Source organism: Chryseobacterium sp. JM1, assembly GCF_000737715.1.
Classification (GTDB): Bacteria; Bacteroidota; Bacteroidia; order Flavobacteriales; family Weeksellaceae; genus Chryseobacterium.
In genome coordinates, this window is the sequence record NZ_JPRN01000004.1 from 175680 (window position 1) to 201118 (window position 25439).

The following is a 25439-nucleotide window of genomic DNA, read 5'->3' on the forward strand; positions in this document are numbered from 1 at the left end:
TAGATTGATTCAAAGTTAAATTCTTACTGAGCTGTCATCAATCCCTAAATCTAGGGATAAGGATTTTGATACGGGTCCCGTTTTGTGATTCCAGTTCAAAAATGCCGTTCATTTCCAGGGTTCTTTTTTTCATATTTCCAATACCGTTTCCTTTTATTTCTGAAAGATCAAATCCAATTCCCTGATCTTTTATCTGAAGAATATGGTGGCTCTCATTCTTTTTAAGATCAATAGAAACCTGATCAGATTTACTGTATTTCACGACATTATTCAATGCTTCTTTGGTGATGAGAATGATATTTTTCTTAATGCTGAAATCTACAATTTCATTATCAATACTTTCGTCAATATTTATTTTATAATCAATATCCGTATTGCCCAGAATTTCGCTGGCTATATTCCTGATCCTGGTGGAAAGTGTCATCAGAGAATCATTGTTGGGCTTAAGGCTCCAAACGATATCACTCATATTTTCGGAAAGCTTCCGGGACTGATCTTCTATATTCCTGAGAACTTTTTGGGCATCCTGTATTTTTTGTTTATCAATGAGTTCTCCGGCCACCATGGAATTGATCTGCAGGCTGCTTAATGTGGAACCAATATCATCATGCAGATCGGCAGTGATTTTATTTCTTTGGGATTCAAGCGCCATTTTTTCTTTAAATTCATTTTTCTGTTTGATGAATTCCCATCGGCTTACCAGCAGAATAAGCGCTCCGGAAAATAAACTTCCGAGAATTATCCAGAATAAAAACGTCTGATAAAAAACCTTATCAATACTAATCTTTATTAGCTTTTGAGATAAAACTTTCCCTGTAAATTTATCTGTAATCCCGAATTCTATTTCATAAATTCCAGGGGCTAAACTATTTAGATTAAGGGGTGTTTTTCTGGACATTTTTTTCCAAACCTGATCAATATTTCTTATCCGGTACATCATACTTCTTTGCGAACCATGTTCCAAATCTTTGATCAGTGCCCTGATGGAAATATTGTTTTCATCATATTTGAGGTTGAGTTCCTTCAAAAAATTAATTCCTTTCGGGCTTACATAGCGTCTGTTATTAATCAGCACCTCATCAATATAAATCTCGGGCCGGTAAAAAGAACTGGGTTTTAAAGGCGGTTTAAAATAATTAAATCCTTTCACCCCTCCGAAATACAGAACCCCATCTGAAGTTTTGAGAAAACCTCTGTTATTGAAATCCCAGTATTGAATTCCATCTTCTTTGTCATAATTAGAGATAATGTGTGTCCGGGTATCAATGCTTGAAAGCCCTCTCTGATGGCTGCACCAGAGCTTTCCGAAATCATCCAGCAGAATTCCATAAATGTAGGTTCCGGCAAGACCGTTATTGCTGTCAAATATTTTTACTTTCCTGAAATCTTTATCCAAAAGATAGACTCCCTGATTGGTTCCTACCCAATACTGACTGTTTTTCACATCCTCCTGAATATAAAAACTCTGCACTTTCGGAAGAATTCTCCCAATGACTTTATACCCATTTTTATCATCCCTTTTGACCAACGTCATATCACTGTTCAGGTAGCTTATCGCCATTCTTTTATCGCTCAGAATATTGATATAAAAAGGATTCTGATCCGGAATGCTTTTTATTTTTTCAAACTTTCCGGTGATTGTATTTAAAAGATATAAACCTGTAGAAAAAGAAAATACAGACGGTGAATCTTTAAAATTGACCATATGCTGATGCTTGCCCATGTCTCCGTTATCAAAGGTGTAGCTGGTTCGGAGTTTTAAATTTTCATCAAAAACAATAATCTTATATTGATGATCACTGGTACTATTCTCAAACATCCATATTTCCCGGGTATATGGATTGCTGTAGCTTCTCCCTCTGGAGTTAGTATAATAGCTGCTTCTGTCCGGTGCAAATTTTTTAACAGAAAATTTTTCAGGGTTAAAAACAGCAGATGAATTAATTAAAATGCTATGATCCGGAAGCTCGGTAAAATCTGAAACTCCACGTTGTCTGAAAGACATCATCAAAGAATCTGTAGCATCAGTCGTATTTTTAAGCATAGCTCCTCTGAAGTCTATGATGATTTCCCCTTGCCCGTCATCACAGAACCAGAGCCTTCCAATCTGATCGAACCGGAAGTTAAAAGCCCGTTCAAAATTGGTATGGAAAGGACTTCCTTTTTTAAGCTCCTTATCGAAAATAAAAAGAGTTCTATTACTCATAAAGACAATTTTGTCTTCATTAACCGTAACCCCTCCGATTCTCTTCAAAGATTTCTGACGCTCATCCATCGTCTGATAATGATTTTTAAGAACAAATAATCCATGGTCCGCAGTTCCGAGATAAAGGGCATCTTCTTTTTCATCATATGCGGCAGATTGCAGGATCACAGCAGGATCTGTGTTAAACTGATGTAAGGGAAAATTTATTTTTTTAGAATCCAGGCCATAGGTTACCACATCTTTGGTTCCAATGAAGCATATATTCCGGTGCTTATCCAAAAAAGGCATTCTGAAGTAAAATACATTTCCGTCGTTATAATAGATGTGAACGGACTTTAAGGGTTCGATAGGAATCTGGGCTTCCAGAGTAATCTTTTTGGTTGTCACATCAAAACTTACCAACTGATAAGCTTCATTAAACAGCCAGATTCTTCCGTCTGCAAAACCAATGGGAATAGCCGTTTTATTTTTGGAAAACTTTTTATAAATATCTACCAAGATAAACTCGTCCAACTGATAATTATAAATATATAAGCCTCTTGTACTGCCTATATACAAATGCTTCCCGTCTTCTGCAAAACCGTATCCCTGCTGTAATGCGGGGCAATTTTTAAAAAAATATTTGAGATTGTAAACTTTTACTGAAGATCCGTCATAGCGGTTGAGGGCATCATTGCATGTCAGCCATACAAAACCCTTACGGTCTTCAAACCAGAAATAATTGGAGCCCTGCGAGAGTCCGTCGTCCTGTGTAATTTTTGTCACAGAATAATTACCCATGTTTTGTGCACCCCATTTTGCCCAGCAAAATAATGCAATGACAGCACATAGTTTTAATAGGAATTTCATGATTTGTAGTTTAAATAAAGTTAGTCTTTTTTTAATTATTTAAGGAAATTCTTCTTTGAATGTAACATTTAACTTTCCTCAATTGTCTAATTATGTAGAAAGTCAAAAGAAGTTGAATTTTTAATTTAAAATTTTATACACTGATAATCAATTAGTTAAATTTAATTTAAAAACATTTTAAGTACTTTGTATTGCATGATACTGTTTTTATTATATATCTTTGTAATGTTAAATAATCATCCATACAAGCTATTAAACAACTAAAACAATATAATTATGAAAACTCAGATTCTAGTTGCCGCCTTATTTTTCAGCGGACTCGCAGCTGCCCAACAAGCAAAAGACACTCTGAAAGTAAAAAATATTGAAGCAGTCAATATCAAGAAACAGGTTTTCAAAAAACAAAGTGACCGTTTCATTTATGATGTAGCTTCTTCCCCGATTGCAAAGGGAACGAATACATTCAATCTTTTGAAGCAAACTCCAATGATTTCCAGCATCGACGGAAAATCTCTGAAGATCATGGGAAAATCTGATGTAGTGATCTATATCAACAACAAAAAATCCAATATGGATGCTGAAGCATTGATCGAAATGCTGAAAGGAACTCCATCAGAAGATATCCAGAAAATTGAGGTGATCACAACACCGGGAAGTGAATTCCAGGTAGAATCCAATGAAGGGGTCATCAATATTGTGATGAAAAAGAAGAAAAATGACGGCTATAACGGAACTTTGAAAATGAATAATGAGCAGGCTTACTACAACAATCCTTCTGCCGGAGCTTCATTTAATTTCAAAAAAAACAAATGGTCTGTGAATTCTAACTTCAATACGGGAAGCTGGACAGACAGAGAAAGATATACATTATCCAACGGAGATTCCACTTTCAGAAATGAGTCTTCAGGATTCAATTCTGATCCTAATAAAAATGTGGGCGGAAGTGTGAATATTGATTATGAACTTAATAAAAATCACAGTTTAGGATTTACCTACAACATGAGATATAATAAAAGTTTTAACTCTATTCTTGATATAACAAACTGGGAAAACGGAGCGCTTATCAACAGAACTGTAAACAATGAAAACGCGCAGACAAGAAATCACTCTTTCAATTTAAATTACGAAATAAAAACAGATTCTATCGGAAGCAAACTTACCTCTAACGTTTCTTATTTATGGTTCAACAGGGATAAAATGAGTACCAACGAAAGTTTTCCTTTAAATACTGATCCTGATAATAAATACAGCGCATTACAACAGTCAGTTCCCCAGATCATTAATAACTATGCCGCAAATATCGACTATCTGAAAAAAACGGCTAAAGGAAGCACATGGTTGATGGGAGTAAGCTATAACCACACGAATACAGATAATGATACGAAACAGGACAAAATCATTAACAATGCAATCATCAATGACGCCAATCAGACCAATCACTTCATTTATAAAGAAAGAATCCTGGGTGCTTACATTACGTATGAAAGAAAACTAAGCGATAAATTTTCAGGGAAAATAGGAAGCCGTTATGAGATCACAAGAAGCAGCGGCGAAATTCTTGGAAAGACAAGTTTTGACAGAAACTACAATAACCTGTTACCTTATCTTAACTTAAACTACGCCATCAGCTCTGATCATAATCTTACGTACAGTTTCTCCAGCAGAATCAGAAGACCTAGATTTTGGGAGCTGAATCCGTCAAGAACTTATTTCACGCCTAATAATTATACGCAGAACAATCCATTCGTACTGGCTTCTAAGTTTTACAATCAGGAAATCAGTTATATGTACAAAAATGCATTTTTTGCCAATGTAAGTTTCAATTATGTAAAAGATGCATCGAACCAAATACCACTTCAGGGAAGTGTAACAGGACCGGAAAATGATGAAAACGGAAATCCGGTAATGGTTACCAAGAAGTTTTTAAGATATATCCGAACCAACTATGGCGACAACAAACAGTTTGGACTAACCTTAGGGATGAACAAATCATGGTTCAAAGAAATCTGGACAACCAATTATTCTGTGAATTTAGGATACAATATATATAAAGGGGCAGTAACGGCAGATCCAACCTCAGTACCTGTTGAAGGTCAAACAGAAGTTGTTGAACCATACATAATCAATTTCAAAAACTTCAATGTTTCAGGGAATATCAATAACAATATCCGTCTTTCTTCCAATAAAGACTGGTTCCTGGGAGTGAATTACTATTACGGCAGTAAAGTGAAAATTGAAAGCGGAACATTGGGCGTAAGACAGAGCTTTGATGTGAGCTTAAAGAAAATCATGGGCAACTGGACCTTTGTAGCAGAAGTGTATGATCTCTTTAACCAAAATTACAACAGCATTCAAGGGATACAGCCTAACGGAAGTTACAATAATGTTGTCAATTTCGAATATTCAAGACTTCTGAACATCGGTGTAACCTACAATTTCGGAAATCAGAAACTGAAAAAAGCAAGAGAAATAAAATCTGCCAACGACGCTATAAAATCAAGGACTTAAGTCTACCACAAAAAATAAACAACCACAAACCACACCCGTTCCACAACGGTACTTAAATAAGATAATCATGAAAAAGATCATTATACTGGCAGCAGCTATCTCAGGAAGCGTAGTTTTTGCACAGGAAAAGAAATCCGATACGGTAAAAGCAAAAGCTATAGAAGGAATCACATTGACGAAGCAGGTTTTTAAAAAACAAAGTGACCGTTTTGTGTATGATGTTGCCGCTTCACCGGTGGCCAAAGGAAATACCACCTTTGACCTGTTGAAGCAGACTCCCCTACTTTCTTCAACGGATGATAAAACGCTGAAGATTGCAGGAAAAAATAACGCTCTCATCTATATCAACGGAAGAAAAACCAATATGGATGCAGAATCTCTGGTGCAGCTCCTGAAAAGCACACCGGCGGAAAACATTCAGAAAATTGAAGTGATTACCGTTCCGGGCAGTGAATATCAGGTAGAATCTTCAGATGGCATCATCAATATCGTGATGAAGAAAAAACTGAGCGACGGTCTGAACGGAAACATGAGAATGAGTAATATGCAGAATAAATTCAATGGTTCCAGCGCTTCACTTTCTCTGAACTACAGAAAGGATAAACTGGGAATCAGCGGAAACATTTTTACGGGAGAAAATATTCAGGCTCAATCGTATGTTTTAAAAAACGGAACTAAATTAATCTCCAATGAATCCGTTGGTGACATCAATGATCCGAATAAAAATCTTGGAGGATATTTAAACTTCGATTACCAGCTAACGGATAACAGTAATTTAGCGCTTACCTGGAACTCATGGTATAATAAAAGTAATGACTCAACGGTAGATCTACTGAATACATTAAGGAATTACGATACTGACGGAAATTTAAAATCAACTGAACAAAATAAGTCTCAAAATAGAGAAGATGCCCATTATTACAACAATTCCCTGAACTTAAACTATGAATTAAAAACAGACTCTCTTGGAAGTAAATTGAATGTGAATGCAGCTTACCTGAACTACAGAAGATTTCAGTTTTCTGATAACAGGACTTTAGTTCCGGGAACTTTAAATGACTTTTCATTATTACGTCAAAAAATTACCCAGGACATTCCTCAGGTCATCAATAACTTTTCAGTGACAGTAGATTATATTCAGAAGTTTAAAAATGATTTTACCGTTTCTCTGGGCGGAAACTTTAATAAAACGAAAACAGATAACGACACCAAAAATTACAACTATTCCTACAATGGAAACGGAGATCTTATCGCCACAAAACCAGATTTCAATCACTTTATCTATGATGAAAGTATTTATGGGGTGTATTTAACCCTTGAAAAGAAATTTTCCGATAAGCTTTCAGGAAAAGTAGGTGCAAGATATGAAATCACCAAAAGCTTAGGAACATCCGACAATCCTCAGAATACGGAAGCACCATACCAGGAGATTGAAAGAAATTACAATAACTTCCTGCCTTATTTAAGCTTCAATTATACCATTAACGATAAGAATAATATTTCATATGCCTTTTCAAGCAGAATGCGCAGACCGAGCTTCTGGGAATTAAATCCGGTAAAGAATATTCTTACCCAAGATAATTATACTCAGAACAATCCATTTGTAAAGTCATCCTCTACCTATAATCAGGAGTTAACGTATATGTTTAAAAGTTCATACTTTTTGATCTTAAACCACTCGTATTTCAAGGACATCATCACTCAGGTTCCTTTGCAGAGAGAGATTGTAAGAGATGGTGTTGCGTACAGACAGTTAGCGTATATCAGAACCAACTTCGGCGACAAGCAGGAAATGTCTGCCATGATCGGAATGCAGAAAACATTTTTCAAGCAGTATCTGACAACGAACTTTAATATCGGTGTTCAGCATAATATCAATAACGGAACATTGAATACGGATCCAACGACAGGACAAGTTTTTGACACCTATATCAATAAAACCAAATCTACCAGTATGGTGATTCAGTCGAACAACACGATCCGTCTGGATAAAAAGAAAACCTGGTTTCTGGGAGTCAACTACTTCTATGTAGACAAACAGCAGATCGAACTGGGAATGTTGAAAAACCTGATGAGTTTAGATTTAAGCATCAAGAAAAACTGGAATGACTGGACATTTTCACTTAACGTAACAGACGTTTTGAGAACCAATGTTGTGGAAATTGAAGATTATCAGTCATCAGGAAACTACAATTATGTTAGAAACGATCAGTTCAGACGTGGAATGACGTTTAGTATTGTGTACAACTTCGGAAATCAGAAGGTGAAAAAAGTAAGAGACATCGAAGGGGCATCAGATGCCATTAAAAGCAGAACAAGATAAGAGACTATCTTTCTTCATATTAACTATTTTTGTGGTAACCCGCCGGTATTTCCGGCGGGTTTTTATTGATGATTAATCAAATATATAGTTAAAATTTATAAGCAATGCTTCCCAGAACCTGTGTCGGATTTTGTGGGGTTAATCTTACAGACCAGGTCTTTTCATTCGTTAAATTATTCACTTTAATTCCTGCTCTGAAGTTTTTGTGATCATAAAATAAAGTAGCATCCAAAGTTGTGTATGCAGGAATAATCACTTTTGCCGTCGTCGTATTGGTTTGGAAAGAATGATTTCCTTTATTTCCCCCGAAACCGATTCCCAAACCTTTCAGCTGTCCGCCCGTCATCTGATAACTCATCCAAAGATTATATAAATTGGAAGGCCCTGAAAGTGCAGGACGCAACCCATCTATCTTTGCATCAGCTTTCGTCATTTTGCTGTCGTTGTAAGCATATCCTGCGATGATATTAAACCCTTTTACAGGATTCGCTGTGAATTCCACTTCGAAACCTTTGCTTCTCTGACCTCCGTCCTGAACAGAAAACAAAGGATTCACAGGATCCTGACGTACCATATTCTTAACATCAATATCATAATAACTGATGGTTCCTACTAATCTGTGTCCGAACAAATCTCCTTTCACTCCAAATTCCTTTTGATTGGCTTGTTCAGGTTTAAATGTATTTCCGGAAATATCAGATCCGCCTTTGTTCGTAAATCCGTTCATATAATTTCCAAAAACCGAAACTTTATCCTTCACCACTTCATACACCAATCCGAATTTTGGAGAAAAATTCGTCTGCCAGTAATCTCCGGTCGTGATATTCTGAGCAATATTGGTCACACCCATATTCTGATAACGGTCTGCTCTTAAGCTTACCATCGCCAGAAAACGGTCTGTAATATTGAAAACATCTGATACATAAACGGCATAGCTGTTATCTCCGTTCTTTTCAATTCTTGGAGTTCCTGATGCAGCAAGGTTATTGATGGCATCCTGATTAACAGCATAAGGCGCAGTTCCTGTAAAGTCGAAAGGAGCCCCGTTTACCGTTACTCTGTCAAAACTGTTGGCATTGTTGTAATAATCCAAACCAACGATCATTCTGTTTCGGTGTCCTAAAATCTGAAAATCTCCGATAAAGTTCTGCTGGATATTGGTGGCGATGAAATTGGTATTTCCTTTCATCACCTGTAATCTTGCCATGGTATCTGACGTTCCATTGATAGCGGTAATATAGCCATCGATGGTAGATTTTGCACGGGATACAAGCGTCTGGGAAGTCCAGCTGTCAGAGATTTTATAGTTCATCTGGGCAAAAATGTTCATCATTTCTGTTTCATAAGGAATGCCGTTGCTTCCGAAGAGTCTGTTGTATGGGAATCCCATGTCTGCGATGGATTGTACTTTATTACTTCCTAGGAAAGGATTGAATCTTACAACAGATGTTGCTTTTTCATGACCGTATTCAATATCGAATAAAAGAGAAAGTCTGTCATTGATCTGATACGAAATAGAGGGAGCAATAGAAATCGCGTTGCTGAAACCCAGATCCTGGAAACTCTTTTGAAAAGTAGCCGCCCCGTTTAATCTGAAAAGAACTGTTTTGTCCTTATTCACGGCTGTGTTTACGTCCGCTGTAAATCTGTTATAATTCCAACTTCCGGCCGTGAAAGATACTTCCCCTCCAAAACCGTTGAACGGTTTCTTTGTCACCCTGTTAAATAACCCTCCGTACGTAGAAAGATTAGAACCGAATAATGTGGCAGAAGGTCCCTTGATCGCTTCAATTTTTTCAAGATTGGCAGGATCGATGGTTGTATACGCAAAACCTGAAATTCCGTTTCTCACCATAGGCTCCGTAGTAAATCCGCGGGAAAGAAACGTCACACGTCCCTGATTGGCCAACATTGGAATACCTGCACCGGGAATGTTTTTGGAAATACTTCCCAGATTCACGGCAATCTGCTCCTGGATAAGTTCTTTAGGAACACTGATGTAAACCTGTGGAGTTTCCATATTTTTTAATGGAAGCTTCGATACATACGGGCTTTCCTTTTTAGAAAACTTGTTGGTTACGGTAGACAATGTAATTTCCTGTATGGCGGAGATATTTTCTTTTTCGAGCTGATAGTTGACTACAGCAGGTTCATTTTGTACCACCTTCACTTCAATGGTTTTTTCTGCTGAACCGATCACCTGGATTTTAATGTGATAATCACCGTCGGTAAGATGTTCAAAGCTGAATTTCCCGTCCTGATCGGTAAGCGTGTGCTTGTTGATTTCCACCAGTTCCACGGTTGCTTCACGGAGCACTTCTCCGTTGTGCTGTTTCAGAACCCCGGATATATTCCCTGAGTTCTGGGCAAGTGCCCATCCTAAACCTCCGAAAAGGAAGACTGCAGTAGCTATACATTTCATTCAGTAAATTTTTTCAGATGCAAATCTATAGTTTTATTTATACTAAGTAAAAATAATAATTCCCTTTATTGATTAAAATCATATGAAACAGAAATTAAGATAACTCTAAAATTTCAATTTTATCGCTGAATCGCTATTCAAAATATAACTCACACACTGTATGAAAATTATCGTTTATATTTCTTATCTTAAATTCAGAAAAGTCTAATCTTTAACTTTTATTCCGTTGATGAAAAATTATATGATCCATTTGGTGAAATGTCTGGCCTTTGTGCTTCTTATTTTCAGCTGTAAAGAAAAGACAGTGAATCTGGGGAAAGACATCATTTACCAGAAAGAAGAGAACGTTTATTACGGAAATGATTCCGAACAGATTTTGGATTTTTATCAACCTCATCAGGAATCTTCAAAAAAGAAAGATGTTTTTATGATTATTCATGGCGGAGGCTGGCGGGGCGGGGATAAATCCCAACTGACTTTCTTTACGCTGTCGCTGATGAAAAAATTTCCGGATTATATTTTCGTGAATCTCAATTACAGACTGGCAACCGCGACAAGTTCCGGGATTCCCAACCAAACGGATGATATTGAAAATGTGATTCAGTATGTGGATAAAAAGCTGAAGTATCATCCTAAGTTCATTCTGTTGGGCAACAGTGCCGGTGCTCATTTATCAATGCTCTATGCGTACCATTTTGATGCTAAAAAAAGAGTAAAAGCTGTGGTGAATATTGTAGGACCTTCCGATCTGTCAGATCCCGGGTTTGAAAAATATACAGATTATTCATTCGTTAAAAATTATCTGGTGAATCCTAAAGCAGTCGTTTCCGGAATGTCTCCAACCTCTTTTGCGAGCCCTATCAGCTGGGTGGATTCTGCTTCTGCTCCTACACTCTCCTATTATGGAAACACAGATCAGATTATTCCATTATCTCAAAAAAGAAGACTGGATTCTGTTTTTAGCCAAAATAAAGTACAGCATGAAAGCTATGAATTCAACGGTGGGCATCTGGATTGGGATAAAGCACCTTATGATCAATTTTTAATTGATAAAATTGCGGTTTTTGTGAATGAACATGGGGAAAAATAAAACGCTTTGAAATTCTCAAAGCGTTTTTATCTATATCTTATTCAGACTTTGCAACGTCCGTTCTCTCTGAAACTCCATTCGCATTGAAAGCTTCGATCTGGAAATAGTAAGAGTCAGCTCTGTCGGCTCCGGTGAAGAAATATTCGTTCTTTCCATATACCATGATACTTCCGTATAATTTATCCGGAGATTTACCCCAATAGATCACATATCCGTCTGCATCCTGGTTCTGCTGCCACTTCATCCAGATGCTTCTTCTTTCACCGAATTTTTTAGGTTCTGATCTTAAAGGAACAAATCCTTCCACTTTCTTTGGCTTTTCGCCTGCTCCTTTTCCAAATACCCTGAATCCGCTTAATGCAAATTTTCCGGTAGGCATTTTCAGGTTTTCCATTTTCAGGAATCTGGCCTGTGCCGGTTTTTCCAGTTCTACATAATCGTGGGGAACATCTTTGGTATTTTTGCTTTTATCAACAATCACATTCCATTTTTTACCGTCATTCGATCCATAGATTTTGTACTGATGCATTTTACCCAGGGTTTTACCCATAAATTCAGCATCCTGATCTGCATAATTGATTTGAATGGCATTGATGGTGGAAACCTCACCAAGATCGGTCTGAAACCATTCTCCAGAATTTCCTGTTTTTGCACTCCAATAGGTTTTAATATCTTCATCTACCGCCAAGTTCGGCTGATATCCGCCTAACGTAGAGGAAACCTGAACGGGTTTATTGTAATTTAAGAGCATCCATCCTGCAAAAAGTCCTTTTGAAAAATCTTTTCCCTGAGCAAACTGAGGAAGAAAGGTTGGATAATCTCCGTACGCCGTATTCGTGTACATCACATCATCCTTATCAAATCCGGCAGGCCAGATCCCCAGCCTCCTTTCAAAATTATTTTTAGTGGAAATAAAAATGGTTGAGATGTGCCACCAGTTTTTGTAGTTATCTTCAAAAGTAGCTCCATGTCCCGCTCCTCTCGCAAAACCACCGGGTTTGTAGGAAAAAGGATTGTGCTGCTGGTATTCGAAACCTTCCAGTGGATTTTTACTGACATACACTCCATCGGAATATCCGCTGAATTCAGTAGCCGGAGCACCGTACTGCATATAATATTTTCCGTTATGCTTCGTCATCCAGGCTCCTTCCACAAAGGGCTGAAGGAAAACATTATCATTATATTCCCCGAATCTTTCCCAACCGTGATCTTCCGGCTTCAGCCTGATAATGGGCTTTGTAAAACCTTCGGACTGCAGGGTTTTCACTTTCACTTCAGTTCCCAGTAACGGCCATTCGTTGCTGGATCCCCAATACAGATATAATTTGTTCTTATCTTCATCATAATGAAAAGCCGGATCCCATGCGCCTACTTTTAAAGTATCAACAGCAATTTTCCAGTCGTCTTTGGTAGGATTGGTACTTTTCCAGATCGGAAAATCCTGTTCCCAGGTAGATCCGTACACATAGAGTGTATCTTTCATCGCCCAGACTGCCGGAGCATTCAGATCATGGATGTATTTATTGTCTCTCAGGAACTTTCTTTTGACAAATTTCCAGTCCAGCATATCATCGCTGTACCAGTACCCTTCCTGATTAGTGGAGAACAGGAATAATTTATTTTTAAAATTAACGATCACAGGATCGGCTGTTGCGCGGTGTTTCCCCTGTTTTGAAAAAACTTCGAAAGGTGTATAGCCATAATCGATGTTAATCGGGTTACAGAACGTTTTCTGCTGGGCACTTACGAGCATCCCAAACAGAACAGCGAATGCTAAAAAATACTGCTGCATCTTCATAATTTTTGCTTAATGAACAAATTTAGGCAACTTTTTTGTCTTTTGTCTCAATTTGAACAAATGAAACGGGTCAAAAAAAATTCCGGCCCTGGGACAGGGCCGGAAATATATTTTAATAAAGTCTTGTTCAATTATTTTTTCGGAAGAAAAACCTCAGCAAGCATACATCTTGCGCTTCCTCCTCCATTCACTTCAATGGTATTCAGATCTGAGTAAATGATCTCACAGTATTTTTCAATAGCGGCTACCTGCTCAGAGGTCAAAGACTGGTAGGCAGTCTGGCTCATCACCAAAAATTTCTGTCCGTCTTTATTCTGAACCTGAAGCATATTTCCTGCAAACTGCTGCATCTGCTCTTCTGAAATTTCAATGATTTCTTTTCCAGAGTTTTTGATGGTTTCAATCACTTTTTCTCTTTCCAGTTCATCATCGATACAGTCTAAACAGATCACCACAAATTGGTCTGCCACACACATCATAACATTGGTGTGATAAATAGGAAGTCTTTCCGTTCCTACTGTTTGGTAAGAATGAAAAACAATGGGTGTAAAACCATATTTCTCACAGAATTCTCTGAATAATTTTTCATCAAGTCTTAAAGAAACTGAACCGTAAGCGATTTTTTTGTCATGGTCGAAGATCATACTTCCAGTTCCCTCAAGGAAATGTCCCTGAGTTTCCGGGAAAGACCAGTCATCGATTTCTGTCAGTTCAAATCCCTGATCTTTTATCGTTTCAAGAATATCTTCTCTTCTTTCCACTCTTCTGTTGGACGCGAACATCGGATATAGAACGACTTTTCCGTCTTTATGGAAACTTACCCAGTTATTCGGAAAAATAGAATCCGGCGTATGAGGATCCAGAGTATCTTTTATAGTGATGACATTCACTCCTTTGCTTCTCAGCTTCCCGACAAAAGTGTTGAATTCCTCCAAAGCCTTGGATTGAATATCAGAACCTTTCTGCTCTACCTGAAAATAGTTGTTTTCCGCTGTTTCAGCGTTGTAGCCGAATGCAATCGGCTCTATCATTAATACTGTATCTGTTGTTTGCATTATTTATAAGTTTGAGGGTGTTAGTGTACGAGAGTTTGAGAGTATATCAGTCGCGATACAAATTCTCATCCTCTTTATTGAGTGACGAAAATGAACACCATTTTTCTGATTGTCCTATCATAGTAACTAACATTCCGATGATTTGATTATATTCATTATTTAATTTTCCAAACTGTTCATCATTGATGTACTCGCAAGCCAGAGCAAATTGAAGCCATGTTTGGGTTTCTCTTGCTTCACCTTCTGAATCTGTCAGTTTGGCAATAAAAGATTTTTGATATCGCCTTTTTCCCCAAGCTTCGCTGATGTTAGCCGAGACTGATCTTGATGATCTTCTGATCTGGTCTGTAAGAGAATAGAGTTCTTCTTTAGGAAAGGATTTTGAGAGTTCATAAATTTGCTGTGCTATTTCAAAAGATTTTTGAAAAACTTTTAATTCCTGATGAAACCTGACTGTAGACATATGTATAGTTTATTAATTAAACGTAAAACAAAACACTCTCACGCTCCTACCCTAAAACTCTAATACACTCCTACTCTCTCACCAAAGGCATTGTAGAACATCTCAACAATCCTCCCATTTTAGAGATTTCTCTGTAAGGAATTTCTTCTACGGTCATTCCCCACTCGTTTCTCAGGTGATTGTTCATTCTGGTGAATGTTTTGTCTGATACCACAACGTCCGGAGAAATGGAGAAAATATTCGGGAACATTTCAAACATTTCTTCGTCATTGAGATGGAAACAGTTTTCTTCCCCAAAAATATCAATGATCAGGCGGTAATCACTTTCATCTACAAATCCGTTTTTATAAATAAGACATTTATCTTTTCCCACCGGATTGAAGGTACAGTCCAGGTGCAGAATTCCTTCGAACGGAATTTTATCATTTTTCTTTAATTCAAGATCGATGATTCTTTTCTTTGGAAAATATTCTTTTAAAATTTCAATAGCGTATTCGTTGGTTCTCGCTGTTTTATAGTTTCTGTAATCTTCGCTGAAGCACGTTCCGATAAAAAGGAAATCGTCCCATACAATAACGTCTCCACCTTCGATGTGTGCTGTTTCCGGAAGATTGATGATTTTTCTCCAGGCTACTTTTTCAAAAACTTTTTTGTAGGCTTCCTGCTCGTCGGCTCTGTCTGCAATCACATTTGAGATGATCATTTTATCGTCAATCACAAAAGCTACGTCTCTTGAAAAAACCTGATTGTAATCTTTGATAATGCTCGGGCGAAGAACCTCTACATCATATTTTTTTAGTACTGCTTCGAAAGCATTCATTTCATTGATGATATCCTCTTCTTTAGGATACATATTGTGTTCGATAGAGTAATATGACTTCGCGTCATAGCTCTCTTCTAATGTGGGAACGCCTCCCATTGAATTAGGCTGACCTAGAACAACTGATTTCAGCCTGCCCGTTTCGTTTTTAATGTTTAGTCTCATAAAGATTTATGCAATACTACAAATATAGGTAAAGGTCTGTATCTGGAAAACTTTTGAATTGCTTTATCCTTATAATTTTATCCAATATTCCGGTTACTCTAAGGAAGGTTTTATTTACAGTTATTTTATCCGCATAATACCAGAAATACAGAAAATACCACCATATGATACTCACATATGATTTTGGTGTACGCGCTTACCGCTCAAGTGTACGCACTTACTTAGTTGGACTGGTTTTACTTTCTGGTGACCACTACATTAGCAGTAACAAAATTTTATAACCTTAAATCTTAATTATTATGAAAAAATTAATTTTAGCCAGCTTGATAATTTTAGGAACTACGATCTCGTTAATTTCATGCCAAGAAGAGGAGAATATTCAGCCAAACAATACAGTTCAAGAAAGCCATGTATTGATGTCTAAAGAGTATAGTCCAGCATATTATGCCGGGCTTAAATTGAGAAAAATTAAAGGTTGCAGCAATAGTATCGGTTTTTGTCCTTCTTCAAAACTACAAGAAGCAACTTTAGATCAGTATAACTCAATTAGTGTCAGTGATGATTTATTTAGAGTAAAAATTTTACCACTAAGCGATAACAAAATTAATATGAATGTTATTGTTAGTGATGGCTATCTTGTGGAAGATATTTTTGAAATTGAACAAAATGTCAATCTGCCTCTCCCTTCTTATTATAATTTACAAAAAATAATATTAAATCCGGGTTCATATCCAATTACTAAAATTGGAGATAATGAATATAGTATAAATATTAATGCTGTAATCTATTAATCCAAAATTATTAAAAGTCAATCTCTTATCATTGAAGTGTACGCACTTACTTAGTATAGCAGCTTTACATCTTAGTTGCAACTACATTAGCAGTATTAATTTAAATCTTATTATTATGAAAAAGACACTTACCCTTTTTTTAACTATTTTATTAACATTGGTATCAGTAACCGGTTTATTTGCTCAGAATTCGTTTAGTGTGAAATATATCGCACAATCAGGTTTTGGTGCTCCTCCGCCTGAACTCATAAAAGTAGAAGCGGACTATGACCGTCATAAACACATCATTTCTCCTCCCAACAGTTCTACGCAGACAACCCCTGTTCTTGAGAGCAAATATGTTGTTAATGGAACAACTGTCACTTATCTTACCGCTCCGACTCCCAGTCCGAATACAGCTCAGACCTTTGAACTGTTTCATTTAAAGGTGATGTGGACTGCTTATCAAAATGGATTTCCAATTTCCAGGACGTATACCTTCAATGTTGGACAGATAATAGGTGCCAATAGTGGGAATGAAATAGATGTACCAATACCACAAGCCAGAATACGTCTAAAAGCCATTCATTCAGGTACACATGTTCTTTATCAAATCATTCTCCAAAACCTTTAAGCGAGTCGATCAGTATAACAAAATAATAAACTCTGTTTTTGCAAGCAGGGTTTATTTTTTATCATTTCCAATAAAAACTATACTGTTAATTCATCTACAACCGACTATTTTTCATCTACATAAGAAGCAAAAAAAAAAGAATTTTATAAAATAATTTCCTATATTAGTGATATAATTTCAATGGAATTATCATTTTAAAACTTTATTATTAACACCAAAAAATCAAAATCATGAACAAGACAAATCCTGTGCTGAAAAACGCACAAAAATTAGGAAGAGAGCAACAAAAATCAATCGTAGGAGGCGGCATCAACAGACCAAGATACTGCTGTGAATGGGACGACAACGGAAAATGCACGATCTGGACTTGCGGAAACTGCGTTTGCCCTTAATCAAAAAACAATAAACCTGCTTATCACAAGCAGGTTTTCTTTTTCTATCTGGCCCTGTTTTCTTCTTCTGTTTTCTGGATTTCTTTAGTCTGATACTTAGAACTTCCAAAACTGTAGCCCACAGACAGAATCAAACGGCTGCTGTCCCACCAATGTGTTAAACGATTGTCCATGATCTGTTTATGCCTGAATTCCAGTCGCTGATCGTAAGAATCAAAAATATTGTTGTAACTGATCTTTGTATTCAGGGTATTGTTAAACCATGATTTCTGCAAAGACAGATCCACCGTATATCTTGGCTTTATAATGTAGAGGCTGTTTCCGGTTCTGGATTCATAATTGGCAAAGAGATTAACTGTATATCCTTTCGGCAAAGAAAAAACCTGGTTGACCCTGAGGTCATAATTATATACTTTTAAGGCAAAAACCTCATCAAGATACGGCCTGAATTCATCATTATAATATCCGGCGATCTGGCTGGTGATATTCCACCATTTCGTCAGTTTTATGGGAAAACTGGTTTCTATTGAGGCAAATTTCCGGTATGGAAGATTGGTTCCAAGATATTCCAGAACATTGGTTTTCGGGTTGTAAAGCGGATAACGGGTCATCACATCTTTTTCTTTACCTGCGGTAAAACTGGTCACCCAATTCTTATAACGGTATGTAAGTTTGATCTGGCTGGTGAAAGAAGGCTGCAGATAAGGATTCCCGATCCAATAATTGAGCGGACTGAAATAAACCCGGAACGGATTCAACTGTGAAAACACAGGCCTTGTCATCTTTCTGCTGTAGGATAAAGACAATTCATTAGATTTATTAAATGCATAAGACGTACTGAAAGACGGCAGCCATTCAAGATAATTTCTTGACACGATGGAATCTCTGGTCACAGCATCTGAAGCACTTTGTGTATTCTCAAACCGCAGCCCTGCATTCACCTGAAACTTTCCGAATTTCTGTCTGTAAGAAACATAACCGGCCCAAATTTTCTCTTTATATGAAAACATGTTGCTACGTTCAGGATCAAATACAAAACGGTTGTTGACAGACAGTGTATCGTATCGGATATTATTATCTGTATCTGAGCGGCTGTATTTCATTCCCGCTTCAAGATCTGCATTACCCATCTTTTGAGAAGCATCAATCTGCACGGTCTGAATGTCAATCTTATTCAATAGATCAGATTTCCAGTAGGATAAAAGTTGAGAAGTCGGCTGATCTCTATTTATAAAATCATCATTCTGTTTATTTGTAACGGAAAGATAATTTCCTAAAAAGTTCAGCTTAAAGCCTTTATTCTGAAATGAATAATCAGCGGTGATCCCGTAATTTTCCTGGGAATACTCTGTCGGGTTTTCGCTTTGGGTATTAAAGATCAACTGTGATTCATCTTTGTTAGTCGTATAAAGCGATCCTAAGCGGAACCGGTCACTTTGTCTGAAATTTCCTCTTAAGCTGATACCCACCCTGTTTTTATCATTCATCCTGAAATCTGCTGCGGTCTGAATACCGTATACCGTTCCTTCATCTTCCTGATACGTATTGGTTCGCATGATATTGGTATTGGCCAGTTTCTGCAATGCGTTATAACGATAGGTGGAAATCCCGTTATTATAGTTGGCCTGCAGACTGTATGCTGTTTTCTCTGTATTGTAGGAGAGATTTAAAGAGTTTTCCCTGTAGCTGAATTTATTTGCATAGGTATTTCCACTGTAATTCCCTTTCCAGCCGAGATTTCCGTTTCTTTTCAGTCTGATATCGATGATGCCTTTAAATTCCGCATCATATTTTGAAGAGGGATTGGCATTCACTTCAAGAGACTCTACCATTTCCGGTGGCAATGAACGAAGATAGGATTGTAATTCCTGACTGCTCATCGCTACGGGTTTCCCGTCAATAAATATCGCAGGTGTAATTCTTCCCCCAATAAAAATGCCTCCTTCCTGATCTATGGAAACACCGGGAGTTTTTCTTAAAACCTCAAGAAGATTGGCGGATGTTTTAAAGTCTTTATTACCGGAAACGCTCATGACGATATTTCCATCATTGAGCTTGATGTTTCTGGCTGCTGAACGGATCACTACTTCCGAAATATTTCCGACTGCCGGTTTCAATGCAATCAAAGAAAAATCTCCGGTCTTATCCAATTCTTTGTTTTCGTACCCGTCTTTTTGAATGACAATATAAGAGTTATCAGCTCTGTTGTTCAACTGAAAAACTCCTAAGGAATCTGTGAGAACTTTTTCAATGATGCGCCGATCTGATTTGTTAAACTGAGAAACTTCAGCCTGAAAAACCGCTGCTTTTGTCTCTGAATCCAAAACTTTTCCTTTAATTGTTTCCTGACCTTTTCCAAAACAGAAAATAAATAAAAGCGGCAGGAAAAGCCATAATCTGATTTTCATAAATTTTAAATTTTATGAAACCAAAAGTAGTGGGATGAAGAAAAAATAAGGTTTTGAAGTTTAAATTCCGCAGTACGAAATTATAATTCTGAACTCTGTAACCTGGCCTCAGAAGGGATTTGAGACTGTTTGTACAGAAGAGGTGTTGTATTTTTGATTTTTTTGAATGTGGAAAAGAAGGTAGACTTGGAATTAAACCCAACCTCATAACCAATCTCTTCAATTTTCAGGAAAGAACCGTTTTCTATTTTTTCACAGGCCTCGCTGATCCTGTATTCATTGATGTAGGTTGAAAAGCTTTTACCGAGATTGTCATTCAGCAGCTGGGAAAGCTGATGGGCAGACATATTCATTTTGGCAGCCAGATCACTTAATTTCAGATTTGGATTTTTGTACAATTCTTCGGAGTTCATCAGTCGTTCAAGTTTTGAAACAAAGCTGTCCACCAGTTCTTCTGAAATCTTTTTATTGGTATATTTTGGAGCTTCTTTTACAGACTCCTGATCATTCTTTTTACTGAATATAATTAAAAAATTAGCATACAGCACAAATGAGAAAACAAGACTCCCCCCTGCGCAGTAAATCTGAACCCATCCCGTAGAAATTAATTGATAGGCAAGGAAAATAATCACATTGCTGATCATCACGGGAAGGAGAAACTTATTAGAATTTTGAAGCGTTAGTTTTGAAAAAATATAATACTGGTACACCGATAACAGTACAAATACTGACCAAACCGTATAAATAAAGGTTCCGAAATATCTGTCCCAAGTCACCGGAAAAAATAAATATACCAATCCAACGGCCCCAAGGATCAACGTCAGAATACCGAAAGAAGTTCTGCACTGTTTTAAATCAAATTCTTCCCGTAAAAATGATGATCTGACATAATAATATAAAGCCGGGCCCGTAAAAAACAATGCTGACATTCCAAGATGTGGAATAATTCTCGGCAAATCCGGATAAAAGTACATCCCAACTGAAATACCTACTCTGGTACTTAAAGTCAGTAGAATTAAGCCTAAGAAGAAATCCGGGAGGTATTTGATCTTTTTGACAAACAGAAGATAGATCCCGAGCAGCAACCCATTAAAGGCTCCTACCGCACTGAAGAAAAATAACATCTGCTGTCCGAAAGTCATTGTATTTGTTTTTTATTTTGATGTAAAGATGGTCATTTCAATAGGAACGGACTTTAGTCCGTTGAATTAATAAATATCATTCATCCGGCTTTAGCCGAAACCTATATCTCCCAATAGCAAATTTAATTATTTATTGAATTCAAATTCAACAACATAGTTTTTTTTATGAAAAAATTAAAAATAATAACTCTTCATATGATGTTTTGGCTAAAGCCATTGGACTTTTGATGTATTATGTAAATGGACTAAAGCCCATTCCTATTGAATCCCTGGATAAATAACAAAAAAATCCCAAAGCAAGCCTTGGGATTTTGATTATAATAAAAACAGTGATTATCTGTTTGTAATATCGATGTAATCTCTTTTTTGAGCACCTTGGTAAACCTGTCTTGGTCTTCCGATAGGATCTCCTTTGATTCTCATTTCTTTCCACTGAGAAATCCATCCCGGAAGTCTTCCCAATGCAAACATTACGGTGAACATTTCTGTAGGGATTCCTAACGCTCTGTAGATGATACCTGAATAGAAATCTACGTTTGGATATAGTTTTCTTTCTACGAAGTACTCGTCTTCAAGAGCTACTCTTTCCAACTGCATAGCAATGTCAAGAGCTTTATCCTGGATTCCTAATGCACTAAGGATATCGTCAGCTGCTTTCTTAATGATTTTTGCTCTTGGGTCAAAGTTTTTGTATACTCTGTGTCCGAAGCCCATTAGACGGAAACTGTCATTTTTATCTTTAGCTTTTGCTACCCATTTGTTAACGTCTCCACCATCTTTTTCGATCAATTCAAGCATTTCGATTACAGCCTGGTTTGCCCCTCCGTGAAGAGGACCCCAAAGTGCAGAAACACCCGCAGAAATAGAAGCGAAAAGACCTGTGTGAGCAGAACCTACCATTCTTACTGTAGAAGTAGAACAGTTTTGCTCGTGGTCAGCGTGAAGGATTAATAATTTGTCAAGAGCATCTACAATTACCGGGTTTACTTCGAATTCTTCGTTTGGTAATCTGAAAGCCATTTTGTAGAAGTTTTCTACGTAGTTCAGGCTGTTGTCTCCGTGGTTAAGAGAAAGACCCTGAGTTTTTCTGTACGTCCATGCGCAAAGGTGAGAGAACTTAGCAATCATCAATTCTGCAGCGTGGTCCATTTCTTCTTTAGAGTTTACGTTAACGGCTTTAGGATTGAAAGCGGTCAAAGCGGAAGTTAAAGAAGATAAAACTCCCATTGGGTGAGCAGAACGAGGGAAAGCATCGATGATTTTTTTCATCTCCTCTGCTATAAAGTTATATTTTTTAATGTTGTTGTTGAAAGTCCCGAACTGGTCCTGAGTAGGTAATTCACCATGTAATAAAAGATACATTACTTCTGTGAAGTTAGATTTCTCAGCAATCTGCTCGATTGGATAACCTCTGTAGAATAATTCTCCTTTATCTCCGTCTAAGTAAGTGATGTCGCTAAGAGTAGCTCCAGTGTTCTTGTACCCTAAATCCAGAGTGATTAAACCTGTCTGGTCTCTTAATTTTGAAATATCAATTCCTCTGTCTCCGATAGTACTATCCACGATTGGATATTCATATGAATTACCGTCGTAATTCAATATTACTTTGTTGTCTGACATTTATTTATTTTTTTTTCTAAATATACTACTTATTACAAAATACGGCAAACAAAAATTATCGCTTGCCGTTATTTATAAATTCAATTATCTTTTAATTTTGAATGCATCTAAGCCTGGGAAATAAGCCGTATCGCCCAATGCTTCTTCAATTCTCAACAGCTGGTTGTACTTCGCCATTCTGTCTGATCTTGAAGCAGATCCTGTTTTGATCTGTCCGCAGTTCATAGCTACTGCAAGGTCAGCGATCGTAGCGTCTTCAGTTTCTCCTGATCTGTGAGACATTACTGACGTGAACTTGTTGTTCTGAGCCATTTGTACAGCATCCATTGTTTCTGTAAGAGAACCAATTTGGTTTACTTTTACAAGGATAGAGTTCGCAATACCTTCTTTTACTCCTCTTGACAATCTTTCAACATTGGTTACGAATAAATCGTCACCTACAAGCTGTACTCTGTCACCGATTTTATCGGTAAGCATTTTCCAACCTTCCCAGTCGTTTTCCTGCATTCCGTCTTCGATAGAGATGATCGGGTATTTAGCAGCTAATTCAGCAAGGTAAGAAACCTGTTCGCTGCTAGAGAACTGAGCGGCATCCGGAGTCTGGAATTTTCTATAATCGTAGATTCCGTCTTTATAGAATTCTGAAGCTGCACAGTCCAGTGCCAGCATGATATCGTCACCAGGCTTATAACCTGCTTTTTCGATCGCCTGAAGCAATGTATCCAAAGCATCTTCAGTTCCTTTGAATGTAGGCGCAAAACCTCCTTCGTCCCCTACTGCTGTAGAAAGACCTCTTGAATGAAGAATAGATTTCAGGTTGTGGAAGATTTCAGTTCCTTTTCTCAATGAATCGGAGAAAGATTCTGCTTTTACCGGCATGATCATGAATTCCTGGAATGCGATAGGCGCATCAGAGTGAGATCCACCGTTAATCACATTCATCATAGGAACAGGAAGAGTGTTGGCATTCACACCTCCTACGTATTTGTATAAAGGAATTCTCAATTCAGCAGCAGCAGCTTTTGCCACAGCCAGAGAAACTCCTAAAATTGCATTAGCACCAAGGTTTCCTTTGTTGGCAGTTCCGTCAAGATCAATCATGATCTGATCGATAAAGTTCTGCTCAAAAACCGGTTGTCCAATTAAGTTTTCTGCAATGATTTCTTTTACATTTTCAACAGCTTTCAGGACGCCTTTACCCATATAATCTGAACCGCCGTCACGTAATTCTACTGCTTCATGTTCACCTGTAGATGCTCCTGAAGGTACTGCAGCGCGTCCCATGGCTCCGCTTTCCGTAAATACATCTACTTCAATGGTAGGATTACCTCTGGAATCCAAAATTTGTCTCGCTTCTATGAAAGAAATTGCACTCATATTGTTTAGTTTTAAACCATCGGCACATGCTTCAGGCTGTTTTATTAATAATTATACTTGATCACAAATTTAATGAAAAAACTAACCTGATGAAAAAAACAGGGCTTTAATATTTGGTAATAATTCAAAAATTCTCCAAACTTTTTTACCATTTGGAGAATCTAGAAATATAATTAATTACGGCTTTATCTTATAATTTAAAATTGCCCAATCCGACCAATAAATTCAATGCAACGATAAGATTTCCTTTTTTCTCATATTCACCTTCAAAGTTTCTTCCGAACGAAAAAGTAAGTCTTTGGTTTTTGGCCACCTCATATTCAAAATTAAGAACGTATTTCCAGGAAGATTCAAAATCAGATGTATTTAAAATACTTCTGTAAATGCATTCTCCGCTCATAAGAAATCTTTCATCAAGCAGTTTGAATATAAGTCTGGATCCCATATCAAGCGTGTGCAGGTTTTCTTTTTTCAATTCGGGATTTGCTAATGGCGTTTCCGGATTGTATAAATATCTTGCCATACAAATCAGGGTGAATTTCTTTTCCGAATTATATCCACCGGTAAGCCAGGCTCCAACCTTACTAATTTGTGTATTATTAAATTTATTATTTCTGAAGTCTAATACGGTTCCCATTGACATATCTAGAAAATAACCGTAGCGCTCCAGCTTAATGTTCTGCGCTATTTTTGTGATTCCCTGTATTTTCTGATATTCTTCAAAATTCTTTTTATCATGATCTTTTATTTTGATCATAATATCATCAATATTTTTCTTTAGTTCACGATATTCTTCAGTATCCGTTTTACCTGCATCAAATAAAATCTTTTCTTTATCCAAAAGAGATTGCTTGTCTTCATCAAGCTTTGCCAATTCTGGATCCGTCTCCTTATCAGTAATTATGCGTCTTTGTGTAATTTCATAAACCTCATGAATTTCATTCAATGCTTTAGTAGTTTCAGAACTAAAATCTCCCCTTTTAAGTGAAAACTTAATTCCAAAACCCAGCCTTGATTTTTCTTCAATATTGAGATCCTCATCTTCTGCTATCCCTTTAAAAGCAAGAGATGTGACAAATGTCTGTTTTAAAGTTGTCAAAAAGTTGGTATTGGTTCTTAAGTCCTGGTACTTTCCATTAAGTTTAAATGGAACCAAGTCAATCGCAAACGAGGTTGGCAGGCTGGAAAAATTGCTTGTTCCTTCTCTTAGGGAAACCATGATGCTTTTCAGATCCGTAGGTTTTTCAATATCAGAATTTGCAATATCCAAAAGATTGGCTGCCGGTGATGCCTGAGCTCTTAGCGCATCCAAATCAATCTCTTTTTCTTCCTGTCCGGAATAAAAATGAGAAAGCAATATGAGTATAAGTATAAAACTTAATTTTAGTGTTTTCATG

At 37.1% G+C, this 25439-nt stretch carries 17 protein-coding genes; 6 read left to right on the forward strand and 11 right to left on the reverse strand.

Annotated features, from left to right (window positions below):
• Positions 1 to 37: 37 nt before the first annotated feature.
• Complete coding sequence (locus IW22_RS09245) at positions 38 to 3055, reverse strand: histidine kinase (RefSeq protein ID WP_081873922.1); 3018 nt, start codon at positions 3053 to 3055, stop codon at positions 38 to 40.
• Between the two features lie 276 nt (positions 3056 to 3331).
• On the opposite strand from IW22_RS09245, the gene IW22_RS09250 reads away from it, so the two are divergent.
• Positions 3332 to 5563 (forward strand): outer membrane beta-barrel family protein, encoded by a 2232-nt coding sequence (locus IW22_RS09250; protein WP_034725940.1) that lies wholly within the window; start codon positions 3332 to 3334, stop codon positions 5561 to 5563.
• Positions 5564 to 5630: 67 nt separating this feature from the next.
• Complete coding sequence (locus IW22_RS09255; RefSeq protein WP_034725943.1) at positions 5631 to 7886, forward strand: outer membrane beta-barrel family protein; 2256 nt, start codon at positions 5631 to 5633, stop codon at positions 7884 to 7886.
• A gap of 88 nt (positions 7887 to 7974) precedes the next feature.
• Here the strand turns inward: IW22_RS09255 and IW22_RS09260 are convergent, their stop codons facing one another.
• The gene (locus IW22_RS09260; protein ID WP_034725945.1) at positions 7975 to 10308 is read right to left on the reverse strand and encodes a TonB-dependent receptor; all 2334 of its coding nucleotides are present in this window, start codon (positions 10306 to 10308) and stop codon (positions 7975 to 7977) included.
• Positions 10309 to 10537: 229 nt separating this feature from the next.
• On the opposite strand from IW22_RS09260, the gene IW22_RS09265 reads away from it, so the two are divergent.
• Positions 10538 to 11398: an alpha/beta hydrolase gene (locus tag IW22_RS09265; protein ID WP_228384024.1), complete on the forward strand. Its 861-nt coding sequence runs from the start codon at positions 10538 to 10540 to the stop codon at positions 11396 to 11398.
• Between the two features lie 37 nt (positions 11399 to 11435).
• On the opposite strand, the gene IW22_RS09270 is transcribed toward IW22_RS09265, so the two are convergent.
• The 4 genes from IW22_RS09270 to IW22_RS09285 form a co-directional block, all read right to left on the reverse strand.
• Positions 11436 to 13190, reverse strand: a complete 1755-nt coding sequence (locus IW22_RS09270; RefSeq protein WP_034726148.1) for a discoidin domain-containing protein — start codon at positions 13188 to 13190, stop codon at positions 11436 to 11438.
• Between the two features lie 137 nt (positions 13191 to 13327).
• Positions 13328 to 14251, reverse strand: coding sequence for a citrulline utilization hydrolase CtlX (gene ctlX, locus IW22_RS09275; RefSeq protein WP_034725949.1), 924 nt, complete (start codon positions 14249 to 14251; stop codon positions 13328 to 13330).
• Positions 14252 to 14297: 46 nt separating this feature from the next.
• Positions 14298 to 14714: a four helix bundle protein gene (locus tag IW22_RS09280; RefSeq protein ID WP_051891172.1), complete on the reverse strand. Its 417-nt coding sequence runs from the start codon at positions 14712 to 14714 to the stop codon at positions 14298 to 14300.
• Between the two features lie 70 nt (positions 14715 to 14784).
• The gene (locus IW22_RS09285; protein ID WP_034725951.1) at positions 14785 to 15699 is read right to left on the reverse strand and encodes a dimethylarginine dimethylaminohydrolase family protein; all 915 of its coding nucleotides are present in this window, start codon (positions 15697 to 15699) and stop codon (positions 14785 to 14787) included.
• A gap of 299 nt (positions 15700 to 15998) precedes the next feature.
• Between IW22_RS09285 and IW22_RS09290 the strand changes: the two genes are divergently transcribed.
• The 3 genes from IW22_RS09290 to IW22_RS24350 all read left to right on the forward strand — a co-directional run bounded on the left by IW22_RS09290 (position 15999) and on the right by IW22_RS24350 (position 17495).
• On the forward strand, positions 15999 to 16490 hold the full coding sequence (locus IW22_RS09290) for a hypothetical protein (protein WP_034725953.1): 492 nt from the start codon (positions 15999 to 16001) through the stop codon (positions 16488 to 16490).
• 115 nt (positions 16491 to 16605) lie between these two features.
• Positions 16606 to 17103: a hypothetical protein gene (locus tag IW22_RS09295; protein WP_034725954.1), complete on the forward strand. Its 498-nt coding sequence runs from the start codon at positions 16606 to 16608 to the stop codon at positions 17101 to 17103.
• Positions 17104 to 17333: 230 nt separating this feature from the next.
• Positions 17334 to 17495, forward strand: coding sequence for a hypothetical protein (locus IW22_RS24350; RefSeq protein WP_165571872.1), 162 nt, complete (start codon positions 17334 to 17336; stop codon positions 17493 to 17495).
• Between the two features lie 44 nt (positions 17496 to 17539).
• On the opposite strand, the gene IW22_RS09300 is transcribed toward IW22_RS24350, so the two are convergent.
• From IW22_RS09300 to IW22_RS09320, 5 genes are all read right to left on the reverse strand, one after another.
• The gene (locus IW22_RS09300) at positions 17540 to 19903 is read right to left on the reverse strand and encodes a TonB-dependent receptor domain-containing protein (protein ID WP_081873923.1); all 2364 of its coding nucleotides are present in this window, start codon (positions 19901 to 19903) and stop codon (positions 17540 to 17542) included.
• An 80-nt stretch (positions 19904 to 19983) separates the two neighbouring features.
• Positions 19984 to 21045, reverse strand: a complete 1062-nt coding sequence (locus tag IW22_RS09305; RefSeq protein ID WP_034725956.1) for a helix-turn-helix domain-containing protein — start codon at positions 21043 to 21045, stop codon at positions 19984 to 19986.
• 333 nt (positions 21046 to 21378) lie between these two features.
• A complete protein-coding gene (locus IW22_RS09310; protein ID WP_034725958.1) occupies positions 21379 to 22665 on the reverse strand; it encodes a citrate synthase in 1287 nt (428 codons plus the stop codon).
• 84 nt (positions 22666 to 22749) lie between these two features.
• A complete protein-coding gene (eno, locus tag IW22_RS09315; protein ID WP_034725959.1) occupies positions 22750 to 24042 on the reverse strand; it encodes a phosphopyruvate hydratase in 1293 nt (430 codons plus the stop codon).
• Positions 24043 to 24232: 190 nt separating this feature from the next.
• On the reverse strand, positions 24233 to 25438 hold the full coding sequence (locus IW22_RS09320; protein ID WP_131401713.1) for a hypothetical protein: 1206 nt from the start codon (positions 25436 to 25438) through the stop codon (positions 24233 to 24235).
• Position 25439: the final 1 nt, after the last annotated feature.